Source organism: Anaerotignum sp., assembly GCF_040307045.1.
Lineage (GTDB): Bacteria > Bacillota > Clostridia > Lachnospirales > Anaerotignaceae > Chakrabartyella.
The window spans coordinates 200,880-216,799 of record NZ_JAWRKF010000005.1 but is presented as its reverse complement, the minus strand read 5'-3'; the positions used below and the strand labels follow the sequence as shown (position 1 = coordinate 216,799).

Here is a 15,920-nt window from a genome sequence, read left to right as displayed (position 1 = left end):
CTTTAAACCCTACGTCCAATTAATTACAAAACTTGGATATTCAAAAAAGTACAGTAAAAGGGAAACGTGCTGTAAAACATGAAACTCTTTACACTACACCCTTCCCTTATGATTAAAATTTTTCAATATCAATAATCTCTGCCGTATATCCCTGCTTTAAAGCCTTTTGGCAAATAGAATAAAACATATCTGTAGAGTCACTCAAATAAAATGCCCTTTTGCCCAAGGCTTCTCCTGTGTTTCCAAGTCCTTTTTCCTGCAAGAAAAGTTTCACTTGCTTAGCCGTTGCTTTTGCCGGATCCACCAGTTTCACATTGTCTCCAACTGTAGTCCCAATGCAGCGCTTCAGTAAAGGATAATGGGTACATCCTAGCACCAAAGAATCAATGCCTTTTTCCATCAATTCTACCAAATATTTTTCTGCGGCCAAGCGTGCCACTTCATTCTCTGTCCAGCCTTCCTCAGCCAAAGGTACAAAGAGGGGGCAGGCCTTTGAAAACACCTGCATCTGTTTATCCTTTTTGCAAATCATATTTTCATATGCGCCTGAGCGTACCGTACCCGCTGTACCAATTACACCTATTTTTTTGTTTTGCGTTGTACGAAGGGCTTCTGCTACACCTGCATCCACCACACCAAAGATAGGCACATCAAAAGTACGATGTAGTTCTTCCAAGCTGTTTGAGCTTGCAGTATTACAAGCAACTATAATTGCCTTGACTTCTTTCGTCAGCAAAAATCGTACATCCTGCTTAGAGAATTTTGTAACAACCTCTTTTGACTTACTTCCATAAGGCAGTCGAGCTGTATCACCAAAATAAACGATGTTTTCATGGGGCATGACCTTCATCACCTGTTTAACTACAGTTAATCCACCCACCCCTGAATCAAATATACCAATTGGTCTTTTATCCATAAGGTTCCTTCTTTCTGCTTAGCCTCGAATGCCGTTATCCTTGGCCAGCGCCAATTCGATTAAACAATCCATCAATTCTGTTTTTGTTACACCAACTGACTCCCAAAGCATAGGATACATACTAATTGAAGTAAAGCCAGGCATTGTGTTAATTTCATTTAAAAGAACACGCCCCGTTTCCACTTCAATGAAAAAATCCACACGAGCTAAACCGCTGCCATCCACAGCCTGATAAATTTTTGCTGCTATCTTTCGTATTGTTTTTTCTTCGTCTTCTGTAATTGGTGCAGGAATCACTGTGCGTGACTCACTATTATTATATTTTGCATCATAATCATAGAATTCAGCTGCTGATAGGACTTCACCAACACCACTTACAGCAGGGTCCTCGTTGCCCAAAACGGAACATTCGAACTCCCTGCCTATAATTGCTTCTTCCACAATAATTTTTCTATCATACTCCGCTGCCAATTGCAATGCTTTTACCAAGTCATTGCGATCCTTGGATTTGCTTATCCCTACGGATGAGCCTGTGTTGGCAGGCTTTACAAAACATGGATATCCTAATTTTTTTTCTACCCTTTCTACGACTTTTTCTATTTCTCCCAGTTCCTCTTTGGTAAACCAAACGTATTTTGCCTGGGGAATATTTGCATTTTTTGCTATTAATTTAGTAAACACTTTATCCATACAAACAGCGGAAGATAAAACACCACAGCCTACGTAGGGGATACAAGCCATTTCTAAAAGACCTTGAATCGTCCCATCTTCTCCCCAAGCTCCATGGAGGGCAGGAATAACCACATCCACAGGAATAACCTTTACATGGCCATTGACTATCTTCAATAACGCCTTCTGCTTTGCATCTGGGCTAATAATTGCCGGAGTTGCATATTTCTCCCACTGACCCGTACTAATATGTTCTGTTGGTCCTGTATAAATAAGCCATTGCCCCTCTTTTGTAATTCCAACGGGAATGACCTGATACTTCTTGCTATCCAATGCATTCAACATTGTTGTTGCCGATTTTCTAGAAACTTCATGCTCCGATGACTGCCCGCCAAATAATACGACCACGGTTTTTCTGTTCATGTACAAACCTCTTTTCTGCTCCTACGAGCTGAGTCCAATCAGTACCATTATATGCAATCTGCCTTACGCTGACAATAAAAAAATATATGAATCCCTTTTTCAGCTTAATTTAACCCAAAAAAAGAGGTCGTTCCTTCGTGTTCAGTCAAAGGAACGCCCTCTTGATTTTATAGTATAGGAATATTTGCTTCAAAAACACAGTTGCATTTTTCTACTCAAAAAAATATCAAAACCCATATCCACATAATATTTTTTTGAATAATATTGAATGCCCTTGGCCAAAAACAAAAGCCATTTTACTTCACCCTATTGGTGAACCAATCCCTAAGCCCATTAATTTCCCTTTAAAAGATGGGAAATGGATTTATACAGTAAAAATGTAATTGTGCAGTTGATACCAGCCTTTAATAAGTTAAAGGGAATTACGATAGGTACCAACATAGAAATTACTACTTCTAAAGGCTGACCCATAAATAACGGTGTGAAAATCAAATTCATGATTACCATGGCAACAGTTTGTACCAAAGCACCTGCAACCAAGGCAATTAATGCGTTCTTTCTCGTTTTATTTCTTTTATAGATGCTACCTGCAACCAAAGCACAAGCCCCAGTGGCAAAAATATGCATGACAATACCAATAATACCACCACCAGCACTAACTGTCATCCCCTGAATTACAGAAACAACAATTGTAAGCACCAATCCAGCCACAGGGCCATAGGCAAAGGTTCCGATTAAGATGGGAATATCCGCAGGGTCATATTCCAAAAACGCAGCAGCAGGAATTAAAGGAAAGTGAATTGCCGCCACCAAGACAACAGCGATTGCTGCAAGCATCCCCAAAGACACCATAATTCTTGTGGACATTTTTTTCTTGTCCCTTGTTACATTTACTTTTGTTGATACATTTTCCATTTTACTTCTCCTCCATTTTTTGTTTAGAATTTTCAGGCTCATCGTCAAGACACGTAAGCGAACTTTTTCTTTTTAAAGCAAAAGAAAAAGCCTGAAAAATCTTCAGGCTAAACAAGCAAAATAAAGGCTGAGGTTTATTCGCAACAAAAAAACTAATTTCCCCATGCGAAAAAACATCAAACTTTTATTCTTCTTCCATCCAGACTATACTGTCGGTTTTGGAATCTCACCAAATCCTGCGTAAAAACGCTCGCGGACTTTACCGCCGATCGGGAATTGCACCCTGCCCTGAAGAATTTCATATTTAATTACAATCTCATTATATAGTTATGTGAAAAGATTGTCAACAACAATTCTCACGTTTTTTCGCATTCTATTGGAATCAAAACCAAATTGTAACATTTCATTGAATGCCTATATCTTTGCGTTTTTGTCTCAAGACCTTCTCAAGGCCTTACTGCTTAGCTTATTGACGCCAAGATTAATTACATGAAGGGCTTCTAAAAAAGTCCATAACTTTCATAACCTTTGCCCCTAATAACAAAACTATGGTCCAACTCAATTTGGGGTAACTTATTTTTTTGCTTTATGATTAGGCTTCTTACCAACAAATTTACTAATTACTACATTTAATAAAAACATTGCTATTAAAAAACCTAAAAACCAAGGCAAAATTTCAGGCCTTTGTTCTGCAATATTGCTTGCGGTTTCTGCACTTCTAACCATTTGGTTTAATGATGTTAGAATATACACTTCTTATCAAACCCCTTTCTCTCCACCAACCACGATACCCTTCGCACTGCAATCCTTCTCATTCTTTTTATATTTCTTTATGCAACATTACTCTATTTCATTTTACATCCGGCCCTCTAGGCACCATCTGGGTAGAGTCGTTGTATGCCACACAACCTTAGTTAAGTGTAACTATCATCCTTGGCTAAAGCCCTACCCTTATTAGAAACTTTCTTATTTCAAATTGGAATACCAATAAATTCGTAGGTAGTAAAATGATTATATCATAAATAAGAAAAAAACCCTGAAATTTTTACAAATTTCAGGGTTTTGATAATTAGTCCTGTGTATAAGGCATCAGGGACACGTGTCTTGCTCTCTTGATAGCAGTTGTCAACGCTCTCTGGTGCTTAGCGCAGTTGCCTGTAATTCTTCTGGGAAGGATTTTTCCTCTTTCGGAAATATATCTTCTCAGCTTATTTACATCTTTGTAGTCAACTGTTGTTACTTTATCAGCACAACACTGGCAAACGCGTTTTTTTCTACGACCACGTTTTTTCTGAATCATGTTTACGTCCTCCTTCTTTACTGGATTTTAGAAGGGCAGATCGTCATCTTCGATGCTTTCATCAATAGGATAGAAACCATCGTCTTGGGCAGTCTGCTTTGGTGCAGCAGGCGCATCGGCTCTATGGCCTTCGGAAGATGCTTTGCTTTCCGCAAAGAACTGTTCTTCCACGACTACGTCTGTACTCCAGCGTTTCTTGCCCTCGTTGTCATCCCAGGAACGAACCTGGAGTCTGCCAACAACACTAACCATCTGGCCTTTTTTGAAGTATCGTTCCGCGAATTCGCCTGCTTTACCAAAAGATACACAGTTGATAAAGTCAGCATCGGGCTCGCCTTGGCGCTTAAAGCGGCGGTTCACCGCCAAAGTGTATCTGGCAACAGCCAAAGGTTCACTCCCCTGAGAATATCTCACTTCGGGGTCCTTCGTCAGTCGGCCCATAAGAATCACTTTGTTCATAGGATTACCTCCTTCTTACGCCTCTTTGCGAATAATGAGATAACGTAAAACGTTTTCCATAATACGCATACGTGCTTCGATTTCTGCGGGAGCATCAGCGGGAGCTTCGAATGTTGTGAAGCTATAGAAACCTTCGTTTACTTTTTTGATTTCGTAAGCGAGCTTTCTTTTGCCCCAATCATCAACTTTTTCGATTTTCGCGCCGAATCTTTCCAAAGTAGCCTGAACTTTCGCTACTTCTTCTACTCTGCCTTCTTCGTCCAGTGCGGGACTTAAAACCATTGCTAATTCGTACTTGTTCATGTGGGTTACACCTCCTTTTGGACATATGGCTCTCCCCATTTTGGGAGAACAAGGATTTTTACAAATCGGCATAAATACCGATACTAAAACAACATATCACAAATACCCTTGTACTGCAAGGTTTTTTTTGCTTTTCTCAATATTTTCTTGGGATATCTGTTAATCATCGTATTCTTTTGCCAATTTTTCCATTCTGTGCTGCTCAATTCGAACAAATACAATTCGAACTAAGAAAAAAACAACAAAAAATGTTACTATATACCCAAAAGCAAATTCCAATGAAACTTGCTGCCCACTACTAACCCAAAAGAAAAAGAAAAATGCAACACCAATAATTGCCGCTATAATATTCTTTTTTGGGCTAATCTGATCATGAAGGTTTGTAGCAAGCACCACCCCTAACTGGCGACTACGCACCATTTGGTAAATTGGCGTAGCAATTAATAATACATATTCGGTGGTGCATTGTGCTAAATCCATCTTTAAATATAGTGATTTTACAATAAAGGAAAGGGCAATAAATAAATACACCAACTGCATGAATTCTGCCATAATTTTATTTTTTGATTGTTCTAATCTTTCATCTTTAATTTTCATAATAAACACTCCCTCCATTTTTCTGCTTCATTCCATTCTCCTCCAGCTTATCCCGAAAATAACAAAATGCCATAAACCAATCTTCTGTCAGTTTTCCTTTCGATTTTTCTAAGCACTCATCCTCAATAATTCTCTGCACTAACACGATGACCACTCCTTTTATTTTTCCTCATCCCAAAAAAGCTCATCCAATGTCTTTCCCAAAGCCTTACAAAGAGCAATGCACAAGTTTAGCGTAGGATTATACTTTCCTGCTTCAATCATACCAATGGTCTGCCTTGTCACGCCTACTTTCTGAGCAAGCTCGTCTTGAGAAAGATCTAACGCTGCCCTGGCAGACTTAATTTTTAAGTTTTTCATTCTTTTGCCCCTTTCCCTTTTCTATATTTTATTTATACAATATATTTTTCTAAATGTCAATTATATATTGCATAAAAAGTAAAATAAATTGCTTTTTGCAATGTTGCTTGTTTAAACATCCCTTTGGCTTTATAATATAACTAGCAAAACTTAGGACGAAAGGATAACCTACATGATTACAAAAGTTTACGAAAATCCAACGATTTATAAAATAGATGTTCCGCTACCCAACAACCCACTCAAAAATTTAAACTCCTACGTCATTCAAGACGGTGGCGAAAGTCTAATTGTGGACACAGGCTTTAACCGCCCCGAATGCAAGGTAGCGTTATTGGAAGGGTTGCAAGAATTAAAGGTAAACTGGGAAAAAACAAATATGTTTCTCACCCATTTACATTCTGACCATTCTGGCCTTGCCCCTGCTGTGATGCATGAAAATCCAGGAAAAATTTACATGAGCAAAAAGGATCATGATTATTTAGGCTGGATTTTAAATGGAAACCGTTGGGATACCTTTGATGGTATTTACCAAAAAGAAGGATTTACCGAAGAACAGGTTGCTTGGCTTAAAGATGAAAACCCCGCTAGAGGCTTTGAGCCCGATTATTATTTTGACGCAGAAATCGTGGACGATGGTGATCGGATTCAGGTTGGCTCTTATGGCTTTCAATGTGTCTACACACCAGGGCATACGCCAGGGCACATGTGTCTATACCTGCCTGAGAAAAAGTTAATGCTCTCTGGTGACCATATTCTGTTCGATATTACTCCCAACATTACCTCTTGGGTAGCTGTGGATGATTCATTGGGAAATTATCTAGATAGCTTGGTAAAAATTCGTAATTATGACATGGAAACAGTTTTACCTGCTCATAGAAAAAATGAGATGGATGTTTATGTACGAATAGATGAAATCATTCATCACCACTTAATCCGACTGGAAGAAACCATTGATGCTGTGGGCGATTTTCCCAACGCTCATGCAACAAAAATTGGCTCTTGTTTAAAGTGGTCCATGCGTGGCAAAACTTGGGATGAGTTCCCCCTCTCTCAACGTTGGTTTGCCGTAGGTGAAACTATGTCCCACCTGGACTATTTAATTCAACGAGACCTAATGGAAAAAACCGAGGATGAATTTTATGGCTACAAATTAACAAATACCGCTGAAGCCTGCAAAGAGAAACTGAACCAGCACTGGCGTGGGTATGAAAAATAAAAGAAAGGCGTAAAAGTAAAAATGGATATCTTGAAACGTTTACAAGAAGAATTAAATATCAAATTTTCTCAAATTGAAAACACAGTGAAACTTCTGGACGAAGGCAATACAGTTCCCTTTATTGCCCGCTACCGTAAAGAAATGACAGGTTCTCTGGATGATCAGATTATTCGCCAACTATCCGAGCGACTGATTGCCCTCAGGAATTTAGAAGAAAAAAGAGAACAGGTTAGAGCCTCTATCACAGAGCAAGGAAATCTCACCGAAGAATTGGAGAAAAAACTGGATGCTGCCATGACCCAAACGGAAATTGACGATATTTATCGTCCTTTCCGCCCCAAACGCCGCACTAGGGCCTCAATTGCCAAAGAAAAAGGATTAGAGCCATTAGCAGAAATGATTTGGGGACAAGTTCTTTTGACTCCATTAGAAGAATATGCTGCTCTTTTTGTGGATGAAGAAAAGGGAGTTTCTACAATTCAAGAGGCCTTAGATGGTGCAAAGGATATTTTGGCGGAACAACTATCTGACGATGCAAATTTAAGAAAAATGCTGCGAGAGGATTGGATGAAATATGGCCTTTTGGTCTCTCAAAAAATCAAGGATGAGCCATCTGTATATGAAATGTATTATGATTACTGCGAAACCCTAAAAACCATAGCTGGCCATCGTATTCTTGCAATTAACCGTGGTGAAAAAGAGGGATTCTTATCCGTAAAAATTCAAGGGGAGGACGAAAAGCTTTTTGAGAAAATGGGTCACTATGTTATCAAAAAAAATAGTCACACCAGAGAAATTCTACAAGAAGTGATTGAGGACAGCTACAAACGTCTCATTGCTCCCTCGTTGGAGAGAGAACTGCGCAACAACTTTACAGAAAAAGCGGAAGAGTCTGCCTTAGGTGTGTTCCGTGAAAATTTAAAACAGCTTTTATTGCAACCTCCTATTGTTGGTAAAGTCGTACTGGCTTTGGATCCCGCTTTCCGTACAGGCTGCAAAATTGCTGTTATTGATGAAACGGGAAAACCCCTTAAAACTGCTGTTGTCTACCCAACTCCTCCCCAAAATAAAAAGGCGGAAGCCGAAAAAACATTGAGGGAACTCATTGAAACTTATGGTGTTGAGCTTATTTCCATTGGCAACGGCACAGCCTCAAGAGAATCTGAACAATTTATAGCAGAAATGTTGAAAAATTTGGATAGAAAGATTCAATACATTATCACCAACGAAGCAGGTGCCTCCGTTTATTCTGCCTCTAAACTGGGTGCCGAAGAATTTCCTCAGTACGATGTATCCTTAAGAAGTGCTGTTTCCATTGGCCGGAGAATCCAAGACCCCTTGGCAGAGTTAGTAAAGATAGACCCCAAATCCATTGGTGTGGGACAATATCAGCACGATATGAACCAAAAGCGTCTAGGTGAGGCCTTGGGTGGCGTTGTAGAGGATTGCGTAAACAGCGTAGGTGTGGACCTTAACACTGCAAGCCCCTCTCTCCTTTCTTATGTTGCAGGCATCAACAATACTGTAGCCAAAAATATTTTGTTGTACCGTGAAGAAAACGGTAAATTCAACACTCGTAAAGAACTTTTAAAGGTTCCAAAACTGGGGCCAAAGGCATTTTTGCAGTGTGCTGGTTTTTTGCGCATTCCTGAAAGCGACATGGTATTAGACCATACAGGGGTACACCCCGAAAGTTATCAAGCGGCAGAAAAACTCCTTCAGGCTTGCGGATATACCCTTCAGGATGTGGCAAACAAGCAAGTGACAGAGCTAGCTAAAAAAATACCTTCTCCTGAAAAAATGGCAGAAACCCTGGGTATTGGCATCCCTACGTTACAGGATATTATCCATGAGTTAGAAAAACCCGGACGTGATCCCCGTGAAGATGCACCTGCACCCATTTTGCGTAGTGACGTCCTTTCTATGGAGGACTTACAAGAAGGCATGGTCTTAATGGGTACCGTTCGCAATGTCATTGATTTTGGAGTTTTTGTAGATATTGGTGTTCATCAAGATGGCTTGGTGCATATTTCTCAAATTTGCAACCGCTTTATTAAACATCCCTTAGAAGCCGTAAAGTTGGGTGATACGGTAAAGGTAAAAGTTCTTTCCGTAGACATTGATAAGAAAAGAATCGCTTTGACTATGAAAAATATAGACTAAGTATCTTAGCGCTTCAGAATTATCATATTCTATAATCAAAATAGGGAATCCTCCTTAAAGAGAATTCCCTATTTTAATTCATCCGCTAAAAAGCGGATAATAAATTCCTCAGCAAGCTGTGCTTGAGCATCATTAAAATGCTTTGAATATGGATCCATAAAACCATGCCCTGCATCCATACTAAAAGAACACAAGCCCTGTTTCCCTTGTAAGCTCTCCATAACCGCACCAACTTCAAAGGAATCCTCCTTTGCGAATAATAACAAAGTTGGACACATGGGATTCAAGTCTGTATAATCCCTGATTCGCGAGCCGTAACAAGCCACAACGCCACTGCACAATGGATTTTCGCAGCACCTCCACGCAATGGTCGCCCCAACACTAAAACCCAGAATAAAAACCTTATTATACACCTTCTTCAAATTTACAATAAGGCTACAAACATCTTGATACACATCAAACCCAACATGAGTGGTAAAGAAATCATACGCTTCTTTGGACTCCTCATATCTAAAGGAAGGTCTTTCTAGTAAATTTGGACAAATAACCTCAAACCCCAAATCTCTATACTTTTGACATTGACATTTTATAAAATCATTCACGCCATAAATCTCATGTAGAAAAATAATTACTTCCCGCTTTTTTGTCTGCCGCCTAATCAATATTTTATCCTCTCAATATAAAATCACCATTTTCTTATTTACTCCATTATATCTGCATAGGTAGCTCCCAACAAGCTCCATTTTCCGCAATAACTATGGTTCTTTTTAATCCAAACCAATAATTATTCGCAAATGTCTGCAAAAAAACAGCGACAGTCAAAGTTCTGCCGCTGTAAAAAATAAATCTATGCCTCTAAAAGCATACCATTCTTATCTTCCTTTAACCACACGACCCAATTGGATTAAAGCAGTAGGAACAAAAGCCAAGCCGATAATCTGTAAGATGTGAGTTCCTGAAAGGGCATTGTTGATATCAAACAACCCGTGTAAACCAGGAACAAACAATACTGCCATCAATAAAACTGCACCTACTGCAAATGCGCCATAACTGTAAGGGTTATTGGGCAAGCGGAAAATGGAACGTGCACCACGGCAGTTAAATCCATGGAACAGGCGAGCCATACATAGAGTTGCAAACGCCATAGTACAAGCCATACCATCGTTCACACTCATACCAATATAGAAAGCAATGATTGTTACTACTGCAATCATACCGCCCTGCATTACTAATCTACCCATAAAATCTTTAGTCAAAATGCTTTCTCTAGGGTTTCTAGGTTTGTCATTGAGTAAGTCCCCCGTAGGTTTTTCCATGTTGACCGCTAATGCAGGCAAACTATCTGTCAGTAAGTTGATAAATAACAACTGAACTGCTGTAAAGGGCAATGGTAACCCAAACAAAGAAGTAAATAACACCGTAATAATGCCGGCTAAGTTACCCGAAAGCAGGAACTGGATGGAGTTTTTGATATTGGCATATACATTTCTGCCATTTCCAACGGCCTTCACAATGGTTGCAAAGTTATCGTCGGTCAATATCATTGCTGCTGCATCTTTGGAAACCTCGGTTCCAGTAATACCCATGGCAATTCCGATGTCAGACTGCTTTAGTGCAGGAGCATCATTTACACCGTCTCCAGTCATGGCAGCGATACAACCATTTTCTTGCCAAGCTCTAACAATACGAATTTTATGCTCTGGTGAAACACGGGCATAAACAGAAATATCTTTTACCCGTTCACGCAATTCATCATCGCTCATATGCTCTAATTCAGCACCTTCAATTGCCCTGTCACCCTCTCGCAAAATACCTATTTCTTTTGCAATGGCAGAAGCTGTTACCTTATGATCCCCCGTAATCATAACGGGGCGAATGCCTGCCCTGCGGCAATCGGCAACGGCAGGAGCAGATTCCAAGCGAGGGGGGTCCATCATGGCGATAAGACCAACAAAGGTTAGCTGGCTTTCATCATCCAATGTTAGCAGACGCTTTTCACCAATTGGTTTTTTTGCAAAGGCTAATACTCTTAAGCCCTTAGAAGAAAATTCCTGATTTTGCTCTAAAATAGAATCTAGATCATTTTTCCTCATTTCTCTTACTACATTATTTTCCACAACATTTTTACATCTAGCCAATAACACATCTGGGGCACCCTTTGTCATCATCAAAAATTGCCCCTCAATTTGATGCAACGTGGACATGAGCTTACGGTCAGAGTCAAAGGGCAATTCACTCATACGAGGATAGGTGTTCCTTATATCTCCTTCATTTCCACCTGCCTTTCGGCAGAAAGTTAACAACGCTGTTTCCGTAGGATCACCTATTTGGGCGTCACCATTAATAGCGCCATCGTTACAGAGCACTCCTGTTATAATCAATTCTCTAAACGGTTTTTTGTTACAATCTACATCATCAGCATCTGTTGTGCCTTCCAACGTAAAGGTTTTTTGGACTGTCATTTTGTTTTGTGTCAATGTGCCTGTTTTGTCAGAACAAATTACTGAAACACAGCCCAAACTTTCTACGGCACGCAAATTTTTAATGATTGCATTTTCCTTTGCCATTTTTTGCGTACCAATAGCTAACCCAATGGTTACAATAGAGCTTAATGCCTCAGGAATCGCCGCAACAGCCAAGGCCACAGCAAACATTAAAGCATCTGTCATGGACTGCCCACGCCATACGCCCAGGGCAAACACCACTGCACAGATTCCTAAAATAATGAACGATAGTTTTTTTGAAAACTCATCCAAACTTCTTTGGAGGGGTGTGGATTTTTCTTGTGCAGACTGCATTAAATTTGCAATCTTTCCAATTTCTGTCTTCATCCCTGTGCCTGTTACCAATACAACAGCACGGCCATAAGAAATCAATGAGCCACTATATACCATATTTAAGCGGTCTCCTAAAGGCAACTCATCTCTTTCGATGATATCAGCAGATTTATTTACGTTTTCTGACTCTCCAGTTAGGGCACTTTCACTTACTTGCAAAGAGTGATTCTCTAAAATACGACCATCTGCAGCAGCAACATCACCGGCCTCTAAAAGCAAGATATCACCAGGTACCAACCTTGAAGCAGGAACTTCTACTTTTTCACCATCACGAATCACTCTGGCATTGGGGGCAGACATGGCCTTTAAGCTTTCCAAGGATTTTTCAGCCTTAAAGTGCTGCACTGTACCCAAAATTGCATTTAAAATCAAAACTGCAATAATAACAATTGTTCCCTCAATCCCACCGGTAAGGGCAGAAATAACCGCTGCTGCAATCAAGATCACAACCAAGAGGTCGGCAAATTGTTCGAAGAAAACCTGGACAATACTCTTGCGTTTTCCCTCTTTCAACTTATTTTCACCGTATTTTTCTATTCGCCTTTCCGCCTCGTCCCCCGAAAGCCCATGCTTAGAGGTTCCATACTCTTGGAACAGCTCATCCTTTTTCCTCATCCAAAGTTTATCCATTTCCATTCTCCTTTCAGTGCAAACAAAAAAAGACCTCCATTGCACCTATCATAATTTTTCGGTACAATAAAAGTCTTGCTTCCTAAGGATAAAAAGTATCCTATGGGCAACGCCCGGGCTGATAAGCCGAGATGACGAACGTTGGCGACGCATGATGCGTAAGCTACTCCCTCTTATTTGAATGAATTCTATCACAACAATGATAAAAAATCAATACAAAAAAATCCAATTACCGAAAAATATTTCTTTTCCATTATTCCCAGTAACGTATTTATATAGTCTTGTATATTTTTTAACACTTCCCCTTTTCATGTACACATTTTTTTGTTATACTAGTCTAATAATAACCCCAAATAAAAAAGGAGGGATTGGGATGATCCATGAAAAATTTACCATTACAGGCATAGACGAAATGGTTTATCACCTGAGCAAATACAAAGATAAAACGGATTGGCAAATAGATTTTTACAATATATACGGTGCTTTACTGCTTTCTTTTGATAGCGACGAGGAAACGCTACGCCGTCTTAAGGATCCGGAAGAAGCATACAGAATGGTAACGGAATGGATGGATGTTGCACTGATGATGGGAAAAGAATATTAATCCCCTTAGAAAAGAGATGCTTTTGCATCTTTTTTTTGTGAAAAAATTGCATATCTTTTTCAGAAAGTGAAACAATATTACAAACTGTTTGAAAAGGAGAGATTATATGCAAGCATATGTAAATGAAAAATGTATTGGTTGTGGTCTTTGCGTTAGCCTTTGCGGTGATGTTTTTTCTATGGATGATAATGGTTTGGCGAAAGCCATCCCTGAAAATGTTCCTCCCAGCACAGAGGCTATGGTAATTGAAGCAAAAACAAACTGTCCCGCAGTTGCGATTGAGACAACAGGGCACTAATACTTGTTAACTGCATAAAAGCTTAGGGAGGAATCCATAGGGATACCTCCTTTTTTCAATTTCTATTATTTTTCCAGCTTTTATGACTGAAATGAAAGATTAGATACTGACCAAACTTCTCATAAAAGCATTGAGTAGCCCCCAGAAACCTTAAACCAAGACATTCCCAAATCTACCAGAGGTATTATATCGACTAAAAAAATAATTGGGCAAATTATTTTCTAATAATATACAAAACAAAACATGCCTACCATTACCCTATAAAGGAGATTTTTTGCCCCAACCATAAAACGAAAATAAAACCCAACGCATGGCAAAACCATATCCACAATAAGCTGGGGGTTGTAAGGCAACTTTGTAAAACAAAAGAACTGGAAAAAAAATATGTAAAAACCCCTGCCTTTTCTTTTTCCACACAAATATTTTCATGCATTTAGTAAAATTTTATTGATTGTAAGGCATTCTAATTATCTGGATAAAAGGTTTTTTTGATTTTTGCTGTAAACCAACATGTTTCATCTTTTTCTTGTTAAAATAAATAAAAAAAGTGACACCTACAAAGAGCAGTGTCACTTTATCTTTTCGTCTATTTGTATTATTTAAAGTTTAAGCTATTGTCTTTAAGCAATACGTCATGGGCACCACCTTCTACCAAGCTCGTGGTAGAAATAACTGTAATCTTTGCTTTTTGCTGCAATTCAGGAATGGACAAAACACCACAGTTACACATTGTGGATTTTACTTTCTTCAAGGATAGACCTACGTTGTCACGCAAGCTGCCTGCGTAGGGAACATAGGAATCAACCCCTTCTTCAAAAGAAAGTTTTGAGTCGCCACCCATGTCATATCTCTGCCAATTTCTAGCACGAGCAGAGCCTTCACCCCAGTACTCTTTCATATAGCTACCATTGATGTTAACTTTATTGGTAGGGCTTTCATCAAAACGAGCAAAGTATCTACCCAACATGATAAAGTCCGCACCCATAGCCAATGCCAATGTCATGTGGTAATCGTAAACGATACCCCCATCCGAGCAAAGGGGAATATATACGCCTGTTTCTTTGAAATATTCATCCCTTGCTTCTGCTACCTCAATTACAGCAGACGCCTGTCCACGACCAATGCCTTTTTGCTCTCTAGTGATACAAATGGAGCCACCGCCGATACCGATCTTTACAAAGTCAGCCCCACAATCAGCCAAGTAACGGAAACCTTCTTTATCCACAACGTTACCAGCACCAATTTTAACGCTGTCGCCATAATTCTTTCGTACCCAATCCAAAGTATCTTTCTGCCATTCGGAATATCCCTCAGAGGAGTCAATACAAAGAATATCTACCCCTGCTTCAACCAAAGCTGGAACTCTAACCATATAATCTCTGGTATTAATACCTGCGCCAACCACATATCGCTTATCCGCATCCAACAGCTCTGCAGAATTTTCCTTGTGACTATCATAGTCCTTACGGAATACCAAATACTGTAATCTGCCTTCGTTATCAACAATAGGCAGCTGATTGATTTTGTTATCCCAAATGATATTGTTTGCTTCTTTTAAGCTTGTCCCCGCCGGAGCAGTAATCAACTGATTTAAAGGAGTCATAAACTCACTTACCTTTGTGTCTCTATCCATACGGCTAATTCTATAATCTCTGCTGGTAACCAACCCAACCAATTTGCCCTGAGCTGTGCCATCTGTGGTTACTGCAACAGTAGAATGGCCTGTTCTCTGCTTCAAATTCAAAATATCTTGCAAAGTATCTTCGGGGCCAATGTTAGAGTCGCTGATAACAAAGCCTGCTTTATACGCTTTTGCACGAGCTACCATAGCCGCCTGACTTTCCACACTCTGAGAGCCGAAAATAAAGGAAATACCGCCCTCCTTCGCCAGAGCCACCGCCATTTTATCGTCAGAAACTGCCTGCATCACCGCAGAAGTTAAAGGGATGTTCATTTCCAAAGCAGGTTTCTCACCTTTTTTGAACTTCACAACGGGTGTTTTCAAACTCACATTTTCAACTGTACATTCCTTGGAAGAATAACCCGGTACAAGTAAAAATTCGCTAAAGGTTCTGGATGGTTCCGTAAAGTATTGCGCCATTTTTTTCTCTCCTCCTGATGAAAAATAGGGAGCGTATTTTCTGTACGCTCCAACTTGAAATCATTATTTCATAAGATTTTAGCACTAAAAATCCCCCTGTACAAGGGGGACTTAATATTTTTTATGTTT

The 15,920-nt window shown here is 39.6% G+C and carries 17 protein-coding genes and 1 riboswitch; of the genes, 4 read left to right on the top strand and 13 right to left on the bottom strand.

All coding sequences use genetic code 11. The annotated features are described in order from the left end of the window. Window positions 1-112 precede the first annotated feature (112 nt). The 10 genes from murI to ABVZ64_RS04500 all read right to left on the bottom strand — a co-directional run bounded on the left by murI (window position 113) and on the right by ABVZ64_RS04500 (window position 5,942). Entirely contained in the window at window positions 113-916 is an 804-nt protein-coding gene (gene murI, locus ABVZ64_RS04545; protein WP_352399865.1) for a glutamate racemase, read from the bottom strand. A gap of 18 nt (window positions 917-934) precedes the next feature. Further along, entirely contained in the window at window positions 935-2,008 is a 1,074-nt protein-coding gene (locus tag ABVZ64_RS04540) for a D-alanine--D-alanine ligase family protein (protein ID WP_352399864.1), read from the bottom strand. Window positions 2,009-2,341: 333 nt separating this feature from the next. Beyond that, window positions 2,342-2,923 (bottom strand): ECF transporter S component, encoded by a 582-nt coding sequence (locus tag ABVZ64_RS04535; protein WP_352399863.1) that lies wholly within the window; start codon window positions 2,921-2,923, stop codon window positions 2,342-2,344. Window positions 2,924-3,106: 183 nt separating this feature from the next. Next, a riboswitch (FMN riboswitch) is annotated at window positions 3,107-3,223 on the bottom strand. Between the two features lie 273 nt (window positions 3,224-3,496). Next, on the bottom strand, window positions 3,497-3,676 hold the full coding sequence (locus tag ABVZ64_RS04530) for a hypothetical protein (RefSeq protein WP_352399862.1): 180 nt from the start codon (window positions 3,674-3,676) through the stop codon (window positions 3,497-3,499). Between the two features lie 316 nt (window positions 3,677-3,992). Next, entirely contained in the window at window positions 3,993-4,223 is a 231-nt protein-coding gene (rpsR, locus tag ABVZ64_RS04525) for a 30S ribosomal protein S18 (RefSeq protein WP_313529841.1), read from the bottom strand. Between the two features lie 27 nt (window positions 4,224-4,250). Then, on the bottom strand, window positions 4,251-4,682 hold the full coding sequence (locus tag ABVZ64_RS04520) for a single-stranded DNA-binding protein (RefSeq protein ID WP_313529843.1): 432 nt from the start codon (window positions 4,680-4,682) through the stop codon (window positions 4,251-4,253). A 15-nt stretch (window positions 4,683-4,697) separates the two neighbouring features. Further along, entirely contained in the window at window positions 4,698-4,985 is a 288-nt protein-coding gene (gene rpsF, locus ABVZ64_RS04515; RefSeq protein ID WP_313529845.1) for a 30S ribosomal protein S6, read from the bottom strand. 159 nt (window positions 4,986-5,144) lie between these two features. Beyond that, entirely contained in the window at window positions 5,145-5,582 is a 438-nt protein-coding gene (locus ABVZ64_RS04510) for a DUF6773 family protein (RefSeq protein WP_352399861.1), read from the bottom strand. Beyond that, the gene (locus ABVZ64_RS04505; protein WP_352399860.1) at window positions 5,572-5,727 is read right to left on the bottom strand and encodes a hypothetical protein; all 156 of its coding nucleotides are present in this window, start codon (window positions 5,725-5,727) and stop codon (window positions 5,572-5,574) included. The genes ABVZ64_RS04510 and ABVZ64_RS04505 overlap by 11 nt, the downstream gene beginning before the upstream one ends. 14 nt (window positions 5,728-5,741) lie before the next feature. After that, the gene (locus ABVZ64_RS04500) at window positions 5,742-5,942 is read right to left on the bottom strand and encodes a helix-turn-helix transcriptional regulator (protein ID WP_352399859.1); all 201 of its coding nucleotides are present in this window, start codon (window positions 5,940-5,942) and stop codon (window positions 5,742-5,744) included. A 172-nt stretch (window positions 5,943-6,114) separates the two neighbouring features. Here ABVZ64_RS04500 and ABVZ64_RS04495 point away from each other — a divergent pair, with 172 nt between their 5' ends. Together ABVZ64_RS04495 and ABVZ64_RS04490 are read left to right on the top strand one after the other, a co-directional pair. Next, a complete protein-coding gene (locus ABVZ64_RS04495; protein WP_352399858.1) occupies window positions 6,115-7,158 on the top strand; it encodes an MBL fold metallo-hydrolase in 1,044 nt (347 codons plus the stop codon). A gap of 21 nt (window positions 7,159-7,179) precedes the next feature. Continuing rightward, complete coding sequence (locus ABVZ64_RS04490) at window positions 7,180-9,321, top strand: Tex family protein (protein ID WP_352399857.1); 2,142 nt, start codon at window positions 7,180-7,182, stop codon at window positions 9,319-9,321. A gap of 68 nt (window positions 9,322-9,389) precedes the next feature. On the opposite strand, the gene ABVZ64_RS04485 is transcribed toward ABVZ64_RS04490, so the two are convergent. Together ABVZ64_RS04485 and ABVZ64_RS04480 are read right to left on the bottom strand one after the other, a co-directional pair. Then, on the bottom strand, window positions 9,390-9,983 hold the full coding sequence (locus ABVZ64_RS04485; RefSeq protein ID WP_352399856.1) for a dienelactone hydrolase family protein: 594 nt from the start codon (window positions 9,981-9,983) through the stop codon (window positions 9,390-9,392). Between the two features lie 210 nt (window positions 9,984-10,193). Further along, window positions 10,194-12,788 (bottom strand): cation-translocating P-type ATPase, encoded by a 2,595-nt coding sequence (locus ABVZ64_RS04480; protein WP_352399855.1) that lies wholly within the window; start codon window positions 12,786-12,788, stop codon window positions 10,194-10,196. 373 nt (window positions 12,789-13,161) lie between these two features. On the opposite strand from ABVZ64_RS04480, the gene ABVZ64_RS04475 reads away from it, so the two are divergent. Next, entirely contained in the window at window positions 13,162-13,392 is a 231-nt protein-coding gene (locus ABVZ64_RS04475; protein WP_352399854.1) for a hypothetical protein, read from the top strand. A 106-nt stretch (window positions 13,393-13,498) separates the two neighbouring features. Then, complete coding sequence (locus ABVZ64_RS04470; RefSeq protein WP_352399853.1) at window positions 13,499-13,690, top strand: ferredoxin; 192 nt, start codon at window positions 13,499-13,501, stop codon at window positions 13,688-13,690. 595 nt (window positions 13,691-14,285) lie between these two features. Here the strand turns inward: ABVZ64_RS04470 and ABVZ64_RS04465 are convergent. Beyond that, a complete protein-coding gene (locus tag ABVZ64_RS04465; protein WP_352399852.1) occupies window positions 14,286-15,791 on the bottom strand; it encodes an IMP dehydrogenase in 1,506 nt (501 codons plus the stop codon). Between the last annotated feature and the right edge of the window lie 129 nt (window positions 15,792-15,920).

Bases quoted from the DNA above. Each gene is read 5' to 3' on its own strand.
- murI (WP_352399865.1), bottom strand. From the start codon at position 916: ATGGATAAAAGACCAATTGGTATATTTGATTCAGGGGTGGGTGGATTA.
- ABVZ64_RS04540 (WP_352399864.1), bottom strand. From the start codon at position 2,008: ATGAACAGAAAAACCGTGGTCGTATTATTTGGCGGGCAGTCATCGGAG.
- ABVZ64_RS04535 (WP_352399863.1), bottom strand. From the start codon at position 2,923: ATGGAAAATGTATCAACAAAAGTAAATGTAACAAGGGACAAGAAAAAA.
- rpsR (WP_313529841.1), bottom strand. From the start codon at position 4,223: ATGATTCAGAAAAAACGTGGTCGTAGAAAAAAACGCGTTTGCCAGTGT.
- ABVZ64_RS04520 (WP_313529843.1), bottom strand. From the start codon at position 4,682: ATGAACAAAGTGATTCTTATGGGCCGACTGACGAAGGACCCCGAAGTG.
- rpsF (WP_313529845.1), bottom strand. From the start codon at position 4,985: ATGAACAAGTACGAATTAGCAATGGTTTTAAGTCCCGCACTGGACGAA.
- ABVZ64_RS04510 (WP_352399861.1), bottom strand. From the start codon at position 5,582: ATGAAAATTAAAGATGAAAGATTAGAACAATCAAAAAATAAAATTATG.
- ABVZ64_RS04500 (WP_352399859.1), bottom strand. From the start codon at position 5,942: ATGAAAAACTTAAAAATTAAGTCTGCCAGGGCAGCGTTAGATCTTTCT.
- ABVZ64_RS04495 (WP_352399858.1), top strand. From the start codon at position 6,115: ATGATTACAAAAGTTTACGAAAATCCAACGATTTATAAAATAGATGTT.
- ABVZ64_RS04490 (WP_352399857.1), top strand. From the start codon at position 7,180: ATGGATATCTTGAAACGTTTACAAGAAGAATTAAATATCAAATTTTCT.
- ABVZ64_RS04480 (WP_352399855.1), bottom strand. From the start codon at position 12,788: ATGGATAAACTTTGGATGAGGAAAAAGGATGAGCTGTTCCAAGAGTAT.
- ABVZ64_RS04475 (WP_352399854.1), top strand. From the start codon at position 13,162: ATGATCCATGAAAAATTTACCATTACAGGCATAGACGAAATGGTTTAT.
- ABVZ64_RS04470 (WP_352399853.1), top strand. From the start codon at position 13,499: ATGCAAGCATATGTAAATGAAAAATGTATTGGTTGTGGTCTTTGCGTT.
- ABVZ64_RS04465 (WP_352399852.1), bottom strand. From the start codon at position 15,791: ATGGCGCAATACTTTACGGAACCATCCAGAACCTTTAGCGAATTTTTA.